This is a genomic window from Pseudomonas sp. FW305-E2 (assembly GCF_058782925.1).
On sequence record NZ_JBYSYE010000030.1, the window covers coordinates 30,475 to 50,812 of the forward strand.

General features: G+C 59.9%; 18 protein-coding genes. 8 read left to right on the forward strand and 10 right to left on the reverse strand.

Annotation, left to right across the window (positions count from 1 at the left end):
• Positions 1–46 precede the first annotated feature (46 nt).
• From AC3WLP_RS19685 to AC3WLP_RS19715, 7 genes are all read right to left on the reverse strand, one after another.
• Positions 47–874 (reverse strand): RHS repeat-associated core domain-containing protein, encoded by an 828-nt coding sequence (locus tag AC3WLP_RS19685; protein WP_011953249.1) that lies wholly within the window; start codon positions 872–874, stop codon positions 47–49.
• Positions 875–1,474: 600 nt separating this feature from the next.
• Complete coding sequence (gene etfB, locus AC3WLP_RS19690; RefSeq protein ID WP_003255694.1) at positions 1,475–2,245, reverse strand: electron transfer flavoprotein subunit beta; 771 nt, start codon at positions 2,243–2,245, stop codon at positions 1,475–1,477.
• Between the two features lie 10 nt (positions 2,246–2,255).
• The gene (gene etfA, locus AC3WLP_RS19695; protein ID WP_014755077.1) at positions 2,256–3,488 is read right to left on the reverse strand and encodes an electron transfer flavoprotein subunit alpha; all 1,233 of its coding nucleotides are present in this window, start codon (positions 3,486–3,488) and stop codon (positions 2,256–2,258) included.
• On the reverse strand, positions 3,488–5,440 hold the full coding sequence (dgcB, locus tag AC3WLP_RS19700) for a dimethylglycine demethylation protein DgcB (protein WP_088513489.1): 1,953 nt from the start codon (positions 5,438–5,440) through the stop codon (positions 3,488–3,490). Before dgcB ends, etfA begins: the two co-directional genes overlap by 1 nt.
• Before the next feature lie 178 nt (positions 5,441–5,618).
• Positions 5,619–7,679 carry a dimethylglycine demethylation protein DgcA gene (dgcA, locus tag AC3WLP_RS19705; RefSeq protein ID WP_003255697.1) on the reverse strand — a complete coding sequence of 687 codons (2,061 nt, stop codon included), beginning with the start codon at positions 7,677–7,679 and terminating at the stop codon, positions 5,619–5,621.
• Positions 7,680–7,694: 15 nt separating this feature from the next.
• Positions 7,695–8,225 (reverse strand): DUF5943 domain-containing protein, encoded by a 531-nt coding sequence (locus AC3WLP_RS19710; protein WP_011953247.1) that lies wholly within the window; start codon positions 8,223–8,225, stop codon positions 7,695–7,697.
• Positions 8,226–8,301: 76 nt separating this feature from the next.
• The gene (locus AC3WLP_RS19715; RefSeq protein ID WP_003255700.1) at positions 8,302–9,279 is read right to left on the reverse strand and encodes a dipeptidase; all 978 of its coding nucleotides are present in this window, start codon (positions 9,277–9,279) and stop codon (positions 8,302–8,304) included.
• 285 nt (positions 9,280–9,564) lie between these two features.
• On the opposite strand from AC3WLP_RS19715, the gene AC3WLP_RS19720 reads away from it, so the two are divergent.
• The 3 genes from AC3WLP_RS19720 (at position 9,565) to AC3WLP_RS19730 (ending at position 11,501) form a co-directional block, all read left to right on the forward strand.
• A complete protein-coding gene (locus AC3WLP_RS19720; RefSeq protein ID WP_088513488.1) occupies positions 9,565–9,981 on the forward strand; it encodes a lysozyme inhibitor LprI family protein in 417 nt (138 codons plus the stop codon).
• Between the two features lie 138 nt (positions 9,982–10,119).
• Positions 10,120–10,812 (forward strand): hypothetical protein, encoded by a 693-nt coding sequence (locus AC3WLP_RS19725; RefSeq protein WP_003255705.1) that lies wholly within the window; start codon positions 10,120–10,122, stop codon positions 10,810–10,812.
• Positions 10,813–10,883: 71 nt separating this feature from the next.
• The gene (locus tag AC3WLP_RS19730) at positions 10,884–11,501 is read left to right on the forward strand and encodes a hypothetical protein (RefSeq protein WP_003255706.1); all 618 of its coding nucleotides are present in this window, start codon (positions 10,884–10,886) and stop codon (positions 11,499–11,501) included.
• 3 nt (positions 11,502–11,504) lie between these two features.
• Here the strand turns inward: AC3WLP_RS19730 and AC3WLP_RS19735 are convergent, their stop codons facing one another.
• Positions 11,505–12,452: a GlxA family transcriptional regulator gene (locus AC3WLP_RS19735; RefSeq protein ID WP_011953245.1), complete on the reverse strand. Its 948-nt coding sequence runs from the start codon at positions 12,450–12,452 to the stop codon at positions 11,505–11,507.
• A 144-nt stretch (positions 12,453–12,596) separates the two neighbouring features.
• On the opposite strand from AC3WLP_RS19735, the gene choX reads away from it, so the two are divergent.
• The 4 genes from choX (at position 12,597) to AC3WLP_RS19755 (ending at position 16,162) form a co-directional block, all read left to right on the forward strand.
• Positions 12,597–13,541, forward strand: a complete 945-nt coding sequence (gene choX / locus AC3WLP_RS19740) for a choline ABC transporter substrate-binding protein (RefSeq protein WP_014589378.1) — start codon at positions 12,597–12,599, stop codon at positions 13,539–13,541.
• Positions 13,542–13,664: 123 nt separating this feature from the next.
• A complete protein-coding gene (gene cdhC / locus AC3WLP_RS19745) occupies positions 13,665–14,549 on the forward strand; it encodes a 3-dehydrocarnitine:acetyl-CoA trimethylamine transferase CdhC (protein ID WP_003255710.1) in 885 nt (294 codons plus the stop codon).
• 166 nt (positions 14,550–14,715) lie between these two features.
• Positions 14,716–15,681 carry an L-carnitine dehydrogenase gene (locus AC3WLP_RS19750; protein WP_014755071.1) on the forward strand — a complete coding sequence of 322 codons (966 nt, stop codon included), beginning with the start codon at positions 14,716–14,718 and terminating at the stop codon, positions 15,679–15,681.
• Between the two features lie 10 nt (positions 15,682–15,691).
• On the forward strand, positions 15,692–16,162 hold the full coding sequence (locus tag AC3WLP_RS19755; RefSeq protein ID WP_047603179.1) for a thioesterase family protein: 471 nt from the start codon (positions 15,692–15,694) through the stop codon (positions 16,160–16,162).
• 205 nt (positions 16,163–16,367) lie between these two features.
• On the opposite strand, the gene AC3WLP_RS19760 is transcribed toward AC3WLP_RS19755, so the two are convergent.
• Positions 16,368–18,032, reverse strand: coding sequence for a reprolysin-like metallopeptidase (locus AC3WLP_RS19760; RefSeq protein WP_223817354.1), 1,665 nt, complete (start codon positions 18,030–18,032; stop codon positions 16,368–16,370).
• Positions 18,033–18,398: 366 nt separating this feature from the next.
• On the opposite strand from AC3WLP_RS19760, the gene AC3WLP_RS19765 reads away from it, so the two are divergent.
• Positions 18,399–18,656: a hypothetical protein gene (locus tag AC3WLP_RS19765; RefSeq protein WP_003255717.1), complete on the forward strand. Its 258-nt coding sequence runs from the start codon at positions 18,399–18,401 to the stop codon at positions 18,654–18,656.
• Between the two features lie 121 nt (positions 18,657–18,777).
• On the opposite strand, the gene gbdR is transcribed toward AC3WLP_RS19765, so the two are convergent.
• Positions 18,778–19,884 (reverse strand): choline metabolism transcriptional regulator GbdR, encoded by a 1,107-nt coding sequence (gene gbdR, locus AC3WLP_RS19770; RefSeq protein ID WP_003255719.1) that lies wholly within the window; start codon positions 19,882–19,884, stop codon positions 18,778–18,780.
• Between the last annotated feature and the right edge of the window lie 454 nt (positions 19,885–20,338).

Here is a 20,338-nt window from a genome sequence, read left to right on the forward strand (position 1 = left end):
TCAGGTCGGAGCGCATCAAGCCACCTACAGCCACTGAGGGCCAGTGCTAGACCTGAACCTCATAGGTAGGCGTTCTCCAGAAACTTATCCTGTTCGCAACTGCTGTCAACCCTCTACCCACGTTAGCGGCCATCTCGTCCATCATTGTGACGTCCATTAACGTCTCCAGTGCCACGCCAGGGATTTCACGCGGATATCTCCAAAAGTACCTGCTTACCTCACGGGCTGCAGCAAGGTTGCCAGTCAATCCACCGCTAAGGTTAGTCACTGAGTTCACCAGGCCCAATACATCCGTAGCCGTTTGCAAGGCTGGCGTCACACCAGAGGTCGCAGCGATCACTTGCCCAGCAAGACCTGCGCTCCCCGTTATGAAGAACTGCTGGTTGGATACCCTAGATAAATGGGGTAACTCATTATGAACAACCGGGGTTTCCCTTCCTGAGTTAGTAATCCTGGCCTTGAAAGCAATCCGGCGCCCCACTACATTCTTGACGGTACGCACCACAGAACCGACCAAAGTGGCAGCACTGGACACCACACTGACGGACCTGAGCAAGATGCTCCAGGCCGCTCCGCTCGGGTCATGGCGATTCACGGGATCAGCGCCGCAATAGACGTAACTGTTGATCCCCCCCCTGGAAAATGGGCTTAGCCTGTCGTGCGTAATGAATCGCATCAGGTTTGGGCTATAGAAGCGATGGCCATTTCCCAATGGGTAACTGCCAGTCAAGGGGTCTTGATACTGCCCACAGAATGCAAGCCCTGGTACAGGCGCTGCGTTCATGATGCCGTAAGGCGAATAAACCCGCGGGCTGAAGGCTAACCCATGCAGAACTGATAGTTGCCGATCGGCGCTCAACAAGAATGTCGCCATGAGTGATCCACAAAACAGGGAGTTGTGGACACGGTAATGGCTGATTGAAATTTTGAGTACTAGCAAAAATGTCAGGCAGAACGCTGATCATTATTTGATCATATTGGCGGAGCCCTCATTCTCACTGGGCTGCAGCGGAGTTCATACACCTTGTCCACAGAGAGACCAACAGACTTTGTGAGCAAACGATGAAATGTGTGCAATAGGGTTGTGGATAAGCGATTCAATGCCCTGTTTTTCAAGGAACAAGCAGGATTCAGACGAAATGATCATTTTTTGAACAAATCTATCAAAACCTTGAACGACGCAGCCTGCAGCCGTAACCGAACAGATTATCCACAGACCGGCTAACAGCGATTGTGGGCAAAATCAGGAAGATGCTGGCTTGTGCGTTTACGACGACTGGCACAGTCCCTGAACGGTTTTTGATCAAAACCCTGAAGAACCCGCCGCACAAGGCCTGTGGACATGCACCAACACTTTATCCACACCTTGACGAACAGATTTGGTGGGCAAAAGCGCTCGCTCGATGCTGAGTATTGAATGAGGGGAGCGCCCTTGCCGGGGCGCTCCCAAAAAGAGACCTCTAGCCCTCCTGCTTCAGCGCAGGACGCCCTCTTCCACCAGCAGCTTGAGGATCGCCTCAGCGCCTTCCTGCGGCGAAACGTCCTTCAGCACCTTGCCACCACCGCCACTGGCCTTGGCCGTCGCGGCCTTCATGCGGTCGGCGCCACTCTTGGCCTTGATTACCTTCAAGCGCTTGGGCCGTGGACGGGCCGGTTGCAGCTCGGCTTCGGCCAACAGTTCATCTTCGACAATGGCCACGTTACGCGCCGCCAATACCCCCCGGCGCGCAGGCCCAAAAGCGCTCTGGCGCGGCTTGGGCGCCGCGTTATCCACAGTCGCCAGCAATGGCAGACGCACCTTCAAGCGACGCCGCTGACCACGCGGCAAAGCCTGCAACACCTGCGCGGTGCCGTTGTCGATCGACTCCACTTCGGCCAACCCGACAATCAGCGGCCAGCCGAGCTTTTCGGCCAGCAGGAACGGCAACATGCCCGATCCCTCGCCAGTCTCGGCCTGGCTGCCGGTCAGCACCAGTTGGGCCCCGGCGTCGCGCAGATAATCGCCCAGCACGCCCAGCACATCGGCCCCGGCCGGTTGCTCCAGCACGTCGAGGTGGTCCAGTCCCATGCCCAGGTAAGCGCGCAAGGCCTCTTCCTGTGGATCGCCCGCATGCACCACCTGCAAGTTATCCCCAGCCAGCTGCAAACCCAACTCCACGGCACGGGCATCCTGCTCGGCGCGGCGGGCGCGGCCAGAGCTGGGGTGGGCACCAATGGAAACCAGGCTGATCACTTTCGTACTCATGCTCGTGCCCTTATGCCGCGTCGCGCTGGCCGCTGCTGCGGAAGTTGTCCACAGCCTCAATCAGCGCCTTGAGAATCGCCGAGCTGTCGCCAATCACCGACAGGTCAGCCCGTTTGATCATGTCGCAGCCTGGATCCATATTGATCGCCACCACCTTGTCGCAGGCACCGATACCCTGCAGGTGCTGGATCGCGCCCGAGATACCCACAGCCACGTAGACACGCGCGGTAACCCAGGTGCCGGTAGCCCCCACCTGGCGGTTGCGCGGCATGAAACCGTCATCCACCGCCACCCGCGAAGCGCCTTCGGTGGCGCCAAGGGCCGCTGTGGCCTTGTGGTAGAGGTCCCAGTCCTTGACCCCGTTGCCGCCCGAGACGATGAACTCGGCCTCAGCCATGGCAATGGTGGCAGGGTCCACGGCCACCGAGCCGAGGTCTTCGATGCGCGACAGGCTTCGCGCCACGCTTGTGGACAACTCCACCGGCAAGGCTTCGTGACGGGTTTCGCTGACCGGTTCGGCGCACTCGGCCGCCGCCAGGATCAGGCGCGGCACGGTGCGTTGCAGGTCTTGCTGGCCGGCACCGGCGCGACCGATGCACTGGCCGTCCTTGATCTGCCATACCCGCGTTGCCGGGCGCTCGCCCAGCGCGGCGCCCAGGCGCCGACCCAGTTCACCGCCACCGGTGCGGCTGTCGGGCAGCAGCCAGTGGCGCGGCGCGAACTGGTTATCCACAGCCCGCAGGCCCTGCACCAGTTGCTCCGGTGCATAACCTTCAAAGGCCTCGCCTTCGATAACCAGCAGGCGGTCGACACCGGCTGTGGAAAAGTTGCTTTCCTTGTGCTCGTTGAACACCACGGCCAGCACCGCCCCGTCGCTGCCGGCCAGGCTGTGGGCCAGGCCAAGCAGGTCGCGGTCGTGGCTGCTCAGGCGGCCGCCAACCATGTCCGGCACCACGGCAATGTAGAACGCCGGCGCCGCCACCTGGTGCAGTGGCAACTTGACCTCGACTGTTGCCGTGCGCCGCCCGCCCGCGCCGGTGCCCTGCTGGGCGCCGCTGCGGTCGATACGCTTGATGCCGGCCGGGCCGACAAAGCCCGCGGCAATCGCATGTGGGTTCTTGCGGATGATGCCGTTAGGCCCCATCCAGCTGGTCTGTTGCGTCTGCATCGCGGCATGCAGCGGGTGCAGGCGGTTACGGGCGATCCACTCGGCGCGTGGGTCGCGGCGGATAATGTCGCTCATCAGTGCACCTCCGCAGGTTCACGTTTAGCCGTTTGCGGCTTTGGGACAGTGGATGCGTCCTCCTCGATCAGCACGTCGGCCACCAGTTCGGCCAAGTCCTTGATCTGTGGGCGCGGCTCGACCACGCCTTCAAGCATGGCGGTGCACTGCGGGCAACCCACGGCTACCAGCTCGGCCTCGGTCTCACGAATGTCGTCCATGCGCATATCGGGAATACGCTGCTTGCCAGGGATGTCAGTGATCGGCGCACCGCCACCACCACCGCAGCAACGGGAACGGAAGCCCGAACGCTGCATCTCGCGCACCTCGATACCCAGCGCCTTGAGCACTTCGCGCGGGGCTTCGTACTCGCCGTTGTAGCGGCCCAGGTAGCACGGATCGTGGTAGGTGACGCTGCCGCCCTTGTGTTGGCCCAGGTTGAGCTTCTTGGCCGCGATCAGTTCGGCGATGTAGGTGCTGTGGTGCTGCACCTGGTAGTCACCACCCAGGGCGCCGTATTCGTTCTTCAGCACATGGAAGCTGTGCGGGTCGCAGGTGACGATGCGCTGGAACTTGTACTTGGCCAAGGTCTGGATATTGCGCTTGGCCAGTTGCTGGAAGGTCGCCTCATCGCCCAGACGACGCGCCACGTCGCCGCTGTCGCGCTCTTCCAGGCCGAGTACGGCGAAGTCCACACCCGAGGCTTTCAATACTTTGACAAACGAACGCAAAGTGCGTTGGTTACGCATGTCGAAGGCACCATCACCGACCCAGAACAACACTTCGGTCGCTTTCACTTCAGACAGCAGCCGCAGATTAAGGTCGGCAGCCCAGTTCATGCGCCCGCCGGGGGCGAAGCCGCCGGGGTTGTCGGTGGCGATCAGGTTGTCCAGCACCTCGGCGCCCTTGTTCGGGGTTGCGCCCTTTTCCAGGGTGAGGTGGCGGCGCATGTCGACGATGGCATCGACGTGCTCGATCATCATCGGGCACTCCTCGACGCAGGCACGGCAGGTGGTGCAGGACCACAGCGTTTCGGCGTCGACCAGGCCATTGACGATCGGCTGGTGTGGATTGCCGCCGTGTTCGCCGATCGGTTTGCCAGGGTATGGGCTACCGGCGAATTGCGCGTCAGTGCCACCGGCAAGGCCGATGACCATGTCCTGGATGAGTTTTTTCGGGTTCAACGGCTGGCCAGCGGCAAAGGCCGGGCACATGGCTTCACATTTACCGCACTGCACGCAGGCATCGAAGCCCAGCAGCTGGTTCCAGGTGAAGTCCACCGGCTTTTCCACGCCAAGGGGAGCGTTCGGGTCTTCCAGGTCCAGCGGCTTGAGGCCGGTGGAGCGGCCGCCGCCGAAGCGTTCGGCACGGCGGTGCCAGGCCAGGTGCAAGGCACCGGCGAAGGCGTGCTTCATCGGGCCGCCCCAGGTCATGCCAAAGAACAGCTCCGACACACCCCACAGCACGCCCAGGCCCAGAACGGCGACCATCACCCAACCACCGGTGTTGGCCGGCAGAATTCCGGCGACCGGCAGGGTGGCAATGAAGAAGCTCACGGCGAACGCCAGCAAACTCTTCGGCAGGCGCATCCACGGGCCCTTGGACAGGCGAGAGGGCGGGTTGAGGCGGCGTTTGAAGACAAAGATGGCACCGGTGAACATGATCACCGTGGCTACCAGCAGTGCGTAGCCGAGGATCTTGCTCTGCAGGCCAAAACCATGCACCAGAATGGCCAGCACAGCAGACAGCACAAAGCCGCCCGCAGTGGCCACGTGGGTCTTGGACATGTATTTGTCGCGCTCAACCACGTGGTGCAGGTCCACCAGGTAGCGGCGCGGCATGGCCAGCAGGCCGCCGATCAGGTTGACCTTGGACGGCCGGCCACGGCGCCACATGCGCACCCGGCGCAAGGCACCGAGCACTGCCAGGCCAAGGGCAGCGAACAGCAGGATGGGTAGAAGGGTGTTCAACATGGGAGGCTCCCACAAACAGCTGGATTCTTGCGCCGACCAGAGGGCGAGACTGGCCCCATGTAGGAGCGGGTTTACCCGCGAATGCGTTCGGTCAGGCAACAGTGTTGTCAGTGCTGACGCATTCGCGGGTAAACCCGCTCCTACAGGGATCGCGCCCGATGGCGGCGACTGTTAACGATCAGAAGTCCTTGCACAGGCGCAAGGCGTCGTAGATCGCCGCATGCACGTTGCGCTGGGCCACGCAGTCGCCGATGCGGTACAGCAGGTAGCCTTCGCCCGGCTGGCTGAGGATCGGCTGTGGCTTGATGGCGAACAGCGCCTCCACGTCGATCTGGCCCTTGTTGCGCGAACCTTCCTTGAGCGCGTAGTACAGCTCTTCGTCAGGCCGCACGCCGTTCTCGACCACTACCTGATCGACCACGCGCTCTTCCTTGGCGCCGGTGTATTCGTTCTCCAGTACCGCCACCAGCTTGTCGCCTTCGCGGTAGACCTTTTCCAGCATCATGTCGCCGGTCATGATCACTTCTTTGGGGTACATGCTGCGGTAGTAGGTGGGGAAGGTGGTCCCCCCCATGGCCACGCCTGGCTTGATGTCGTCGGTGACGATCTCGACCTGGCTGCCCTTGTCAGCGATGAAGTCGGCGACCGACATACCGGTGAATTCGCAGATGGTGTCGTACACCAGCACGTTCTTGCCCGGCGCTACCTTGCCATCGAGCACATCCCAGCTGCTGACCACCAGCCCTTCAGCGGCGCCCCAGTGCTCGTTCTGCTCCAGGAACGAGTGCCCACCTACGGCCAGCACGATGACGTCCGGGCGCAGGTCCTGGATCGCCGCCACATCAGCGGCAGTGCCCAGGCGCAAGTCGACTTTCAGGCGAGCCAGCTCAAGCTGGTACCAGCGGGTGATACCGGCAATCTGGTCACGCTGCGGGGCCTTGGCGGCAATGGTGATCTGCCCGCCAATCTGGTCCCTCTTCTCGAACAGGGTCACGTCGTGGCCGCGTTCAGCAGCCACGCGGGCCGCTTCCATGCCGGCAGGGCCTGCACCAACCACCACCACCTTGCGTTTGACGCCGGTGGTCTTCTCGATGATGTGCGGCACACCCATGTACTCACGGGAGGTCGCGGCGTTCTGGATGCACAGCACATCCAGGCCCTGGTACTGGCGGTCGATGCAGTAGTTGGCACCGACGCACTGCTTGATCTGGTCGATCTGGCCCATCTTGATCTTGGCGATCAGGTGCGGGTCGGCCATGTGCGCACGGGTCATGCCGACCATGTCCACGTAGCCGCCTTCAAGGATGCGCGTGGCCTGGTTCGGGTCTTTGATGTTCTGCGCGTGCAGCACCGGGACCTTGACCACTTCCTTGATACCGGCTGCCAGGTGCAGGAACGGCTCCGGCGGGTAGCTCATGTTGGGGATGACGTTGGCCAGGGTGTTGTGGGTATCGCAACCCGAGCCGACCACGCCGATGAAGTCGAGCATGCCGGTGGCGTCGTAGTAGGCAGCGATCTGCTTCATGTCCTCGTGGCTGAGGCCATCAGGGTGGAACTCGTCACCACAGATACGCATGCCCACGCAGAAGTCGTCACCCACTTCGGCGCGCACAGCTTTCAGTACTTCCAGGCCGAATTTCATGCGGCCTTCAAAGGTACCGCCCCATTCGTCGGTACGTTTGTTGACCCGTGGGCTCCAGAACTGGTCGATCATGTGCTGGTGCACCGCCGACAATTCCACGCCGTCCAGGCCGCCCTCTTTGGCGCGACGCGCAGCCTGCGCGTAGTTGCCGATTACCCGCCAGATCTCTTCCACCTCGATGGTTTTGCAGGTAGCGCGGTGCACAGGTTCGCGAATGCCCGATGGCGACATCAGCGTCGGCCAGTTGAAGCCGTCCCAGCGCGAGCGGCGGCCCATGTGGGTAATCTGGATCATGATCTTGGCGCCATGCTTGTGCATGGCGTCGGCAAGGTTCTGGAAGTGCGGGATGATGCGGTCGGTCGACAAGTTGACCGATGCCCACCATTCCTGCGGGCTGTCGATGGCAACCACCGACGAGCCGCCACAGATGGCCAGGCCGATGCCGCCCTTGGCCTTCTCTTCGTAGTACTTCACATAGCGGTCGGTCGTCATGCCGCCGTCAGTGGCGTAGACCTCGGCGTGCGCGGTGCTGAGCACACGGTTGCGGATGGTCAGTTTGCCGATCTGGATCGGCTGAAACATTGCTTCGAATGCCATGACGCTATCTCCGGCTTACAACGGCTTCGTAACGAACAGGCCATCTTCGTGGCCTTCTTCCGACCCGCCATAGACCTGCTCGGCCACGGTGCGGATATTGCTGCCGCGGGCAGCGAGAATCTGGTCCATCGCGCCAGCGAACCAGCCGGTGAACATGTAGTCGACCTTGCGGCCGCACTTGCCATAGACGTACACGAACGCAGAGTGCTTGAGCTTGACGCTGCAGGTACCTTTATCCAGGTCGATATCCTGAATCTCGAACAGGCCCCAGCCGCGCTGGCTCAGGCGCTTCATGTAGTGCTCGAACACCGCCACGCCTTCCAGGCCATGGCACTCGGCCTCTTTTTCACACCAGTGCCAGGCAGACTTGTAGCCAGCCTTGTAGAGGATCTCGGCATAGGCGTCGGCGCCCAGCACTTCCTCGATGCCGATGTGGTTATTGACGAAGAAATGCCGCGGCACATACAGCATCGGCAAGGCGTCGCTGGTCCAGACACCGGTCTCGCTGTCGACTTCGATTGGCAATTGCGGGGCGATTTTGGCCATGGAAACTCAACTCCATAAAATTTTTTTGTGGGTGCCCCGGCGTTGCTGGCAGGGGCTATCAGGCTTGGAGAGCGGCTTACTCGCCCCAGACATCCTTGAGGACGTTGACCCAGTTCTCGCCCATGATCTTGCGCACCACACGCTCGGAGTGGCCGCGTTTCAGCAAGGTCTCGGTGAGGTTGGGGAATTCGCCGACAGTGCGAATGCCCAGCGGGTTGATGATCTTGCCGAAGTTGGTCAGGCGGCGGGCGTAGCCCTTGTCATGGGTCAGGTATTCGAAGAAGTCCTGGCCGTGCCCCTGGGTGAAGTCGGTACCGATACCGATGGCGTCTTCACCGACGATATTCATGGTGTACTCGATGGCCTCGGCGTAGTCATCGATGGTCGAGTCAATGCCTTTGGCCAGGAACGGCGCGAACATGGTGACGCCAACGAAACCGCCGTGATCAGCGATGAACTTCAGCTCTTCGTCCGACTTGTTGCGCGGGTGCTCTTTCAGGCCCGAGGGCAGGCAGTGCGAGTAGCACACCGGCTTTTTCGATTCGAGGATGACTTCTTCGGAAGTCTTGGAGCCAACGTGGGACAGGTCGCACATGATGCCGACACGGTTCATCTCGGCAACGATCTCGCGACCGAAGCCGGACAGCCCGCCGTCACGCTCGTAGCAGCCGGTGCCCACCAGGTTCTGGGTGTTGTAGCACATCTGCACGATGCCCACGCCCAGCTGCTTGAACACATCCACATAAGCGATCTGGTCTTCGAACGCATGGGCGTTCTGGAAGCCGAAGAGGATGCCGGTCTTGCCCAGTTCCTTGGCCTTGCGGATGTCGGCGGTGGTACGCACCGGCATCACCAGGTCGCTGTTGTCGCGGATCAGCTTCTGGCTGGACGCGATGTTGTCGACGGTAGCCTTGAACCCTTCCCAGACCGACACCGTGCAGTTGGCCGCAGTGAGGCCGCCTTTGCGCATGTCTTCGAACAGCTCGCGGTTCCATTTGGCGATGATCAGGCCATCGATGACGATGCTGTCGGCGTGTAGTTCGGCTGGGCTCATCAGGCTGTCCCCTTTTATAGAGTTGGGTCGCGCCAAACCTTCTGCCGGCGCTTTGAGGCCAGCATATGCCTGTGCCCCGAGGCGCCCCGGTGCAAAAACGACAGGGGGTTTGCCGAAAGCGTCAATGCGCGACAAGAGCGCGTCTGGCGCGTGTTCCGGGGATGCGAGACAGTCTCGATAACGACATTTGCGGCCGGTACATGAACATTTGGTCAGGGAGCTACCACCTGGCCTCTGGCTGAGCGAGAATCCTTGCGATTCGACAGCCTGTTGAGGAGAAAACGGATGAAATCAATGGCATGGCTGGTGCTGCTGGCCATCGTGAGCGGGGCCCAGGCCAGTGAGGACGAAAGCACACCTTGCGACAATGTGGAGACCGACCAGCAAACCTTCGCCTGTGCAGCATTCAACAAGCAGGTCGCCGAGCGTGAGCTGCAGTCGGCCTACGAAGACCTGGTCGCGCGCATGCGTGATCAGTTCGGCGACGAGGCAGGCCTGATGTCGCGAATAGAGGCAGCCGAGAAAGTCTGGAGCCAACTGCGCGATGCAGACTGCAAGGTCGAAACCCATGCTGAACAACCCGGCAGCAGGGCCTACCAGATCGCCTGGAACAGCTGCATTGCACAGCGCAGCGATGAGCGAGCCGAGTATTTGCGCAGCCTGGGCGCGCAAAACAGTGACGAGCCAGCACCCGAAGATTGATCAGCACGTGTGAGTGAAGGATCAACTCCAGGGGAACAACGTGCCGCTGATGCCCCCTGCGTAATTGCTCGATAGTGCCCCCAGACCACGTGCTCACCATGTGTGTCTTGGAACTCACAACTATCAAGGAATTACAAAGTGGCTGACATCAAAGTTGAAATGGAAAAAATCCGCAAAGAGGGTCAAGAGCGCGTAGCCGCTACCGGCCAGACCATCTGCGTCTTCGCTGACAATGTCCCTGCCAACATTGCAGAAGACATCCTGGCCGGCATGCGTTTGATGACCGAACTGGCCAACAAGAAGTTCGACAAGGAGACCCAGCAGCGCGAGTGGTACAACTTCTACAACGATGGCCTGATCAAGTTTGGCTGGACCATGACGGGCGCAGCACATGCCGAAGATGCCATTGATGAGGACAACCTGACCCTGGCAGAGCTGATTACCAAGTCCGTCACCATCAGCGTCTCCGCGGACCCTCGTCGCGCCGCCTGCGCCAGGCGTGTTCTGCAAATTGTCGTGCAGAAGCCGGAAGTCAAGGCGCACCTGGAAAAGCACAGCCATAGTGAATCCGGCAAATCGAGCAACTTCGTGGTCGCCCAGTGCGAAATGACGCCACAAGGCCTGCCGGCGATGCACATGACCAGCTTCCAGGCCAGCTACGACTCGAAAGTCGAGCGTGAAGGCGCCCTGACCCGCAAGGTCGACAAGACCTCTACCCGCGTTTATCGCGCTTCGCAACAAGGCACGTTCAGCGTTCGTCACTTCGACGCTGCACGTGATCTTGTGAATGAGAAGATAAAAGGCGACATCGCCGCGTTTCTCGCTATCTGATTAGCGAGACCGGGTACCAGCTCTCTGGTACCCGGTTCTGGTCATCTGCATCCATCAAGGAGCAATGCCACATGGGCGATACGAACCTGGATACCCGTGTATTCGAGGAGCGGCTAAGCATCAAGCCTGCGCCCTGGCTGACACTTGAGACATGGGAAGACTTGCAGCTATGCCTGCGTTATTCACAAGCAGTGGCCAATGAAAAATTCTCGATGGAGACCCAGCCTCAGCAATGGTTCACTGTCGCTCTCGCCACCTTGCAATCATTGAAATTCACCCTGTTCGAACACACTCATAAAACCATCGTGTATGAGCCACACTTGCTTGCATTAAGCGATGTTTACAGTGGCTATCTACCCCCGCCCCGCGAGAAAGGACCTTGGTTCAAGAGCCTCGAAGAAAATGTTCAAGCCGCTCTGCAGTCGGCCGGTACGCGTACCTTCACCGTCATGAACGCCTCTTCACATCTCAGTATCGAAATGGACCATGAAGGGGACCAGGTCCCGGTTGCGATCCTGTTTTATGCCTACTGCGTTACCGACCCGGTCGAGCCCACCAGAAAGTTGAACCTGATATTTGACCATTTGGGTGCACGCTTCAATGCAGCGGATTTCGCCCCGCTTCGCAAAGATCTGCAAGCAAGGAATCGCGAAAAGCTAAGGGCCATTCTCGAGCGTGAACTGGATTAAAGCTCACTTTGTACCGCTGGGCCGTCGCTCCTCCCGCGGGCACCGTCCAAACCTCAGCTTGTAGCGCCGCGTGAAATAGGATGGCAGTTCAAACCCGCACGCAAGGCTGACTTCAGTCACCGACATGTCGGTCTGGGCCAACAGCTGGCGCGCCTTGTCCAGCCGTAACCCGAGATAGAAACCGCTCGGGGTTGCATCAAGGTGCATGCGAAACAAACGCTCCAGTTGACGCCTTGTCACCTTGATCGCGGCAGCCAGTTCCAGCGTACTCAACGGTGGCTCGATGTGTTTTTCCATTTCGCCAATGGCATGGACCAGCTTCTTGTTGCTGATGCCATAACGCGCACCGATCTGCATGCGCTGGTGGTCCTGGCGCTGACGGATACGACCCAGCACGAACTGCTCCGACACCTTGACCGCCAGTTCGCTGCCGTGAGACTGGGCAATCAGGTGCAGCATCAAATCGATCGAGGCGGTTCCGCCAGCGCAGGTGATGCGGCTGCGGTCAATTTCGAACAGCTCCTGGGTGGCTTGAAGGCCTGGATAGCGTTCCTTGAATGCCTCAAGCGCCTCCCAATGCAATGTCGCCCGGTAGCCCTCGAGCAGCCCTGCCTCGGCCAGCACCATCGCGCCCGTGTCGATGCCACCGAGCATGACAGCTTCGTGGTTGAGCCGGCGCAGCGCATGCAGCAGTTTGGGTGCGACATTGGCCAGTGGCTCAAAGCCCGCAACCACCAGCAGGATGTTGGCCGGCTCTCCTTCCCCCAGGGCGGCATCGGCATTGATCGACATGCCATTGCTCGCCAGCACCGCCTCACCGTCCAGGCTAAGCACCTGCCACCGGTACAACTGCCCGCCAAAACGATTGGCCACCCGCAGTGGCTCCACCGCCGAAATGAACCCCATGGCAGAAAAGCCGGGCACCAACAGAAAGGCAATCGTCTCCATCATCCCCTCCTCCACAGAAACTGGTCGCCCCGGTGCTAATTCCTGTCGCTAGCGTGCGCTTGGGCAAGGTAGCGCCAGCGTAGCGTATTCACACGGTCCGCAGAGGCCGCCCTCAATAACAATATGCACTGCCGATGGAGAGCCACCATGCACAGCTTGATCCGCCGCAGCCTGTTGCCCCTTGCCCTGAGCAGCATCGTCGCCACCCCGCTTTTCGCCGCCGAGCCCGCCGCCTGCAAAAACGTGCGCCTGGGCGTGGTCAACTGGACCGACGTCATTGCCACCAGCGCCATGGCCCAGGTACTGCTCGACGGCCTGGGGTACCAGACCAAACAGACCAGTGCCTCGCAACAGATCATCTTCGCCGGCATACGCGACAAACGCCTGGACATGTTCCTGGGTTACTGGAACCCGATCATGACCCAGACCATTACCCCGTTCGTCGATGCCAACCAGGTCAAGGTGCTGGACAAGCCAAGCCTGGAGGACGCGCGCGCCACCTTGGCCGTGCCGAAATACCTCTACGACAAGGGCCTGAAGACCTTCGCCGACATCCACAAGTTCGAGAAAGAGCTGGGCGGCAAGATCTATGGCATCGAACCGGGTTCCGGTGCCAATACGCAGATCAAAGCGATGATCACCAAGAACCAGTTCGACTTGGGCAAGTTCCAGCTGGTCGAGTCCAGCGAGGCCGGCATGCTCGCCGCCGTCGACCGCGCGGTGCGGCGCAAGGAGGCCGTGGTGTTCTTCGGTTGGGCGCCGCACCCGATGAACGTGAACATCGACATGGCCTACCTGGGTGACAGCCAGGATGCACTCGGCCCTGACGAAGGCCGTGCGACGGTGTGGACAGTGACGGCGCCGGACTACGCCGAACGCTGCCCCAATGCCCACCGCCTGCTGGCCAACCTGAAGTTCAGCGCCGAGGACGAGAGCCGCATGATGCAGCCACTGCTTGACCACAAAGACGCGCTGGAATCGGCCCGCCAGTGGCTCAAGGACCACCCCGAGGACAAGGCGCGCTGGCTTGAGGGTGTGACCACCTTCGATGGCAAGCCGGCCGCGGACAACCTCAAGCTTACCGCCAACTGACAGGGCCCTTTCGCGGGCACGCCCGCTCCCACAGGTACAGCGCCACACTCGGGATCACATTGATCCTGTGGGAACGGGCATGCCCGCGAAAAAGCCAACACCGACATCACAAGGAACTGCACCATGAACCACGACGTCATCATCACCTGCGCCCTCACCGGCGCCGGCGACACCGCCTCGAAAAGCCACCTGGTCCCGGTCACGCCCAAACAGATCGCCGAATCCGCCGTAGAGGCCGCCAAGGCCGGCGCCACCGTGGTCCACTGCCACGTCCGCGACCCACAGACCGGCCGTTTCAGCCGTGATGTAAACCTCTACCGCGAAGTCATGGAGCGTATCCGCGAAGCCGACGTGGACATCATCGTCAACCTCACCGCCGGCATGGGCGGCGACCTGGAAATCGGCCCGGGTGAAACGCCGCTGGCGTTCGGCCCGGGCACCGACCTGATCGGCCCGCTGGAGCGCCTGGCCCATGTCGAAGCACTGTTGCCGGAAATCTGCACCCTCGACTGCGGCACCCTCAACTTCGGCGATGGCAACTCGATCTACGTGTCCACCCCGGCCCAACTGCGCGCCGGTGCCAAACGCATTACCGAACTGGGGGTGAAGGCCGAGCTGGAAATCTTCGACACCGGCCACCTGTGGTTCGCCAAGCAAATGATGAAGGAAGGCCTGCTTGAAGACCCGTTGTTCCAGCTGTGCCTGGGCATCCCGTGGGGCGCACCGGCCGACACCACCACCATGAAGGCCATGGTCGACAACCTGCCTGCCAACGTCACTTGGGCCGGCTTCGGCATCGGCCGCATGCAGATGCCCATGGCCGCGCAGGCCGTGTTGCTCGGCGGGAATGTGCGGGTGGGCCTGGAAGACAACTTGTATCTGGACCGTGGCGTGCTGGCCAGCAATGGCCAACTGGTGGAACGCGCAAGCGAGATCATCACCCGCATGGGTGGCCGCGTGCTCAGCCCGGCAGAAGGTCGGGAAAAAATGAACCTCAAGCGCCGCTGATCCTTTCAACGATCGCAAATGCGCCGAAGACCCTGTGGGAGCGGGCGTGCCCGCGAAGCAGGCAACGCGATGGATGGCACCGGCCGTGCCGGTGTTCGCGGGCATGCCCGCTCCCACAGGGTTAGGCATTAACCCTGATGACTGTGTTTTACCCTGAGGACCAGCTATGCCCTTTATCACTGAAATCAAAACCTTCGCCGCCCTGGGTAGCGGCGTGATCGGCAGCGGCTGGGTCGCCCGCGCCCTGGCCCATGGCCTGGACGTGGTGGCCTGGGATCCCGCGCCCGGCGCCGAACAGGCACTGCGCAAACGTGTCGCCAATGCCTGGCCGGCACTGGAAAAACAAGGCCTGGCCCCTGGCGCATCGCAAGACCGCCTGAAGTTCGTGGCAACCATCGAGGAATGCGTGCGCAACGCCGATTTCATCCAGGAAAGCGCACCAGAGCGCCTGGACCTCAAGCTCGACCTGCACGCAAAAATCAGCGCCGCAGCCAAGCCTGACGCAATCATCGGCTCAAGCACTTCGGGCCTGCTGCCCAGCGAGTTCTACGAGTCGTCCACTCACCCTGAGCGCTGCGTCGTCGGCCACCCGTTCAACCCGGTGTACCTGCTGCCGCTGGTCGAGATCGTCGGCGGCAGCCGCACCTCACCCGAGGCCATTGAAGCTGCCAAAACCATCTACACCGCCCTCGGCATGCGCCCACTGCATGTGCGCAAGGAAGTGCCAGGCTTCATCGCCGACCGCCTGCTCGAAGCGCTCTGGCGCGAGGCCTTGCACCTGGTCAACGACGGCGTTGCCACCACGGGCGAAATCGACGACGCGATCCGCTTCGGCGCAGGCTTGCGCTGGTCGTTCATGGGCACATTCCTTACCTATACCCTGGCCGGTGGCGATGCCGGCATGCGCCACTTCATGTCACAGTTCGGCCCTGCCCTGAAGCTGCCCTGGACGTACCTGCCAGCACCGGAACTGACCGACAAGCTGATCGACGATGTGGTGAGCGGCACTTCCGAGCAACAGGGCGAGCGCAGCATCGCTGCACTGGAGCGCTACCGTGACGACACCCTGCTGGCGGTACTGGAAGCGGTGAAGTCCAGCAAGGCCAGCCACGGCATGTCGTTCAGCGATTAAGGAGACCAAGATGCCTGCTCTGATCACCTACCGCACCACGGTCCAGGAGGACTGGGTCGATTACAACGGGCACCTTCGCGATGCCTTCTACCTGCTGATCTTCAGCTACGCGACCGATGCCCTGATGGAGCGCATTGGCCTGGACGCCGACAGCCGCGGGCAAAGCGGTAATTCGCTGTTCACGCTGGAGGCGCACATCAATTATCTGCACGAGGTGAAGCTGGGCACCGAGGTGTGGGTGCAGACGCAGATCATCGGCTTCGATAAAAAGCGACTGCACTTGTATCACAGCTTGCATCGATCAGGTTTTGACGAGGCGTTAGCCGCCAGTGAGCAATTGCTTTTACATGTGGACCTGGCGGGGCCAAAGGCCAAGCCTTTTGGAGAATTCAGCACCAATCAACTACAAAGCGTGGTCGATAGCCAACGGGATTTACCAACGCCAGCCTTTACAGGCCGTGTGATAAAGATTCCTGGTTGATACCAACGAGAGCAGCCAGACCATGGCTGCTCGCTAGTGTGGTGTTTTGCAAATACGGCCAATAACTCGCGAGCGATTTTTGCGCTCAGGCAAGGCGTCGCGACGAGTCGTAGCCCAGCTACGGCGAGGAGCGACAACGCCGCATGAGCGCAAAAAGCGCCGCGAGTTATGGTCGTTATTTGTGAAACACCACACTAGGCCTCGGTTATTGTGGGATATCGAGATTTATCCAACTTTGGTACCTACCGTTATCACATGCCAGTAACTCAGGCCCCGGCCTCAAGCTGGGCTGAGAGCCTAGGCAAAGGTTGCGGTTATAACTCTGTATTTTCAAGGTGTGATCGGGCTGCGCTGATACCATCCAGAGAAGACCATCTTTGACTGTTGCGGGGCATGGCTCAGCCAAAACATAATTGTCAGCGCGCGCGACCATACAATTACCGCCCGGCGCCACAATCCTGAACGTACCCGCATCGCCCCACGGCTCTAAGGTCCACTTCTGCTGCGGGCCAGGAGAGCACGCGACGAACTGGATATTTGACCCGGCAAAATCCTGCAAGCAGGGGTGAGGGGAACCTTGCTCCAGCCGACCTTTATTTTTAAGCACGCCCGGCATGGGAGGGTAGAAACTCTCTATACTTGCCCTACGCTCGTTGATCGCGCGGGCGACATCATGATGTGCGACAGTACCCAGAGGTTGTCCTTGATAACTCAGCCGCGGATTGGAGTAAAACGGTACTCTCGGACATGTCGGGCTACAGTCATAAGACATCTGAGTTCGGAACCTGAGGTTCCCCCCATCCGGACCGTAGCGATACCCATGAATATAAGTATCCGTTTGCCCATCCCAGTTATGAACCATGCCAAAGTTGTGGCCAATCTCGTGGCCTAACGAGGTAATGCAACTAATCGCCGAAAAGCCTTGCGTCTTATTACTCGACGGCTTACCCGCGCCGCAGAGCTCATTATTGGCAACGTACATCGAAACTAGATCTGCCCTGAGCTCCACCCTTTTGGCATTGACAGCGGGATTGTTATATTGAACCTCATTGAGCAGCGTTCCAAAGTCTTTCCCCTCTTCGTCAATAGCAGAATCTATAAACCCCGCAAACTCGTAAGTAATATTCACCTTGCTGTTTTTTGCAATTTGATTTACATCCTGCAACCCTAACATCAAATCAGCACGATAGTTTGGATTTTTCGCGCGAGACTGAACGGTACTTACAAATAGCAGTCTTATTATACTGTAGGCAGACGAGACCTGCTGCGGTTCTTCTAGAGCAGGATATACCGTATTCTCAACTTCTACGCCCCGTGCATCTTCAGAGGGCAGCTTTGACTCGTCAACCTTGATCAGCACGTGCATACCTGAACCGATATAAACCAATCGGTACCGCTGGCCACCCACCAAAAAATTGCCTGCCAGCTGATTATCAAGACGGACGATTGACATATAGTATTTAGGATCGAAATCAATTTCTCCTTCCGACCCCGAGTGGCCTGCCTTCCACTGTGAAGGCTGATAGCCAACCCATCCTTCATACCCATCAGCCAAGGCATTGAAGTTTCTCCGATTAAACTTTTCAGCCTTTCGATCCGGTAGTGTTATAGCGATGTTTTCAGCGTTCCCCCCAATCAATGACGCCTCAACCTTCACTAGCGTGAATTCTTCATTAGCGGGGTCGGCCAACAACGTTTTCAGATAGCCTTTTGCTGTTTTCTGAAGCATCTGGCGGTTTTGAGTAGGCTGCAGTGTAAACAGCTGCGGAACAACACTGCCAACAGTGCTCATTGACGGGGTAGATGACGAACATGAAGCCATTATCAAAGTCGCGCCTAGGACAATGATCATGCAGATATTCTTTTTCACATTTTCCGCTCCTGTGGAATCCATCTTCCACAAAAGAGCACAGACTTCTGCAGTCCGTCACCTGACATAAATGCTAGGTGTATGTATAGGGGAGTCTGGCGGAATAAAAATAACCCCGGAAAGCCGTGAGCTACCGGGGCCAAGAGCGAGCAACATCCACTGTGCGTGAGCGAGGGTGACCAAACCCTCTGTACCGTGAATGGCTTCAGTGTGCGTGCTTGCCTGGCAGGGGATTTAGTCGTAAACGACCTGTTCTTAGCCAAAGCAGCCATGGCGACATTCTGTCCTTGCGAGGCTGTCGCACACGTCACAGAATCGGTCGTAAATCACAGCAGCACTCTCTTAGCGATAAAAGGGACAACAGCCATGATGCATGCGGATTTGATTGATCAGGACGACCTCGCCGGCCATTTGCGCGCGCGCGGTTTCGATATTCCGGCCGGGGCTAGCGCCGAACAGGCGTGTGAAGCGGTGGTTCGTGGGCTGACCGAGCCCAATGCGCGGGCGCTGAAGGGGATGGTGGAGCAGATGTACACCGGCAGTGCGACGATCCTGCCGGCAGTTCGCCAGGCCATCGACAAGCAACTGTTGCCGGCATTGGCGCAGTTCAACAAACGCGCGTAATTCATTTACCCAGGACCGGCCCCTTCGCGGAACAAGCCCGCCCCCACAGGTCACCGCTGGCTCAAGCTCAGCGGGTGTGACCTGTGGGAGCGGGCGTGCCCGCGAAGAGGTCGGCGCGGTCTCAGAGCCTTACACTGGCAAATGTCGACTCGTTGCGTGCCTGGCTCAGGGCCGCCATCGGCCCGCTGTGCGGCGACAGGGTCATGGCCTGCGGAATCGGCATCATGGCCACCTGCTGCGCGGTGTTGGAGCCCACGCGCTCGTCACGCGGCGGAATACCGAAGTACTCGCGATAGCACTTGGAGAAGTGCGGGGTCGACACGAAGCCGCACACCGATGCCACTTCGATGATCGACATCGGCGTCTGCTTCAGCAACTGCCGCGCACGGATCAGGCGCAACTTCAGGTAGTAGCGCGAAGGTGAGCAGTGCAGGTACTTCTGGAACAGGCGCTCCAGCTGACGCCGCGAAACCGCCACATAGACCGCCAGTTCGTCCAGGTCGATCGGTTCCTCCAGATTGGCCTCCATCAACGCGACGATTTCCTGCAACTTCGGCTGGTTGGTGCCAAGCATGTGCTTGAGCGGCACACGCTGGTGGTCCTGCTCGTTGCGAATACGCTCGTAGACGAACATCTCGGAGATCGCCGCCGACAGCTCGCGGCCGTGATCACGGCTGATCAGGTGCAGCATCATGTCCAGCGGCGCGGTGCCACCGGAGCTGGTGAAGCGGTTGCGGTCAAGGGTGAACAGGCGGGTGCTCATGTTCACCCGCGGGAAGGCTTCCTGCATTGCGGCCAGGCATTCCCAGTGCACGCTGCAATCGAAGCCGTCGAGCAGGCCAGCGCAGGCCAGTGCCCAACTGCCGGTGCACACGGCACCCAACCTGCGCGACTGACGGGCCTGGGCTTGCAGCCAGGTGACGTGTTCACGGGTGACGGAACGCTGGATGCCAACACCACCACAGACAATCACGGTGTCGATAGGCGGAGCATTGCTGATGGCGGCATCCGGTGTGATTTGCAGACCATCGCTTGCCCACACCTGGCCGCCATCGATGGTCAGCGTGTGCCAACGATACAGCTCACGGCCAGACAGCTGGTTGGCCATGCGCAGCGGCTCGACCGCCGATGCCAGGGAAATCAGGGTGAAATTGTCCAATAGAAGAAACCCGATGGACTGGGGTGCTGTGCGGTTCTGGGTTGGATTCCCGGAGGTGTACGACGTCATCGCGATTTCTCCTCACACAAATGCAGGGTGTGCCTCAGGCGGGCACTTACTTCTTGTTATGACCCCTCGGTCATTTTCCGGGGGTAGGCTTGCCAATCTCAACGCAAACGCCGTGCCTAAACTTGAACGGCCATCCAAAAAAACCTGAAAACGACGCCTTTATGGGGCAATTCAAGTGCTTGCATCGTGTTGGCCAGTCGTCCAGAACAGGCGAGCTAGCGCGTTGCCTGTAACGGTTGAGCAGTTTAGTGACACGCGCCGCGTGGGTTTCCCAGAAGCGACACCTTTAAGTGTCACCGACAACCCTCACACTGATCGCGACATCCGACGATCGGTAGCGTGGCGCCGCACCATAAAGAGGCATTGGCGGTTGTGTTGCACCTGCATCAGCCTCAAGGACCTCTTCGCGGGCAAGCCCGCTCCTACAGGGATTTCAAGAAGCCCAGGCCTGGCA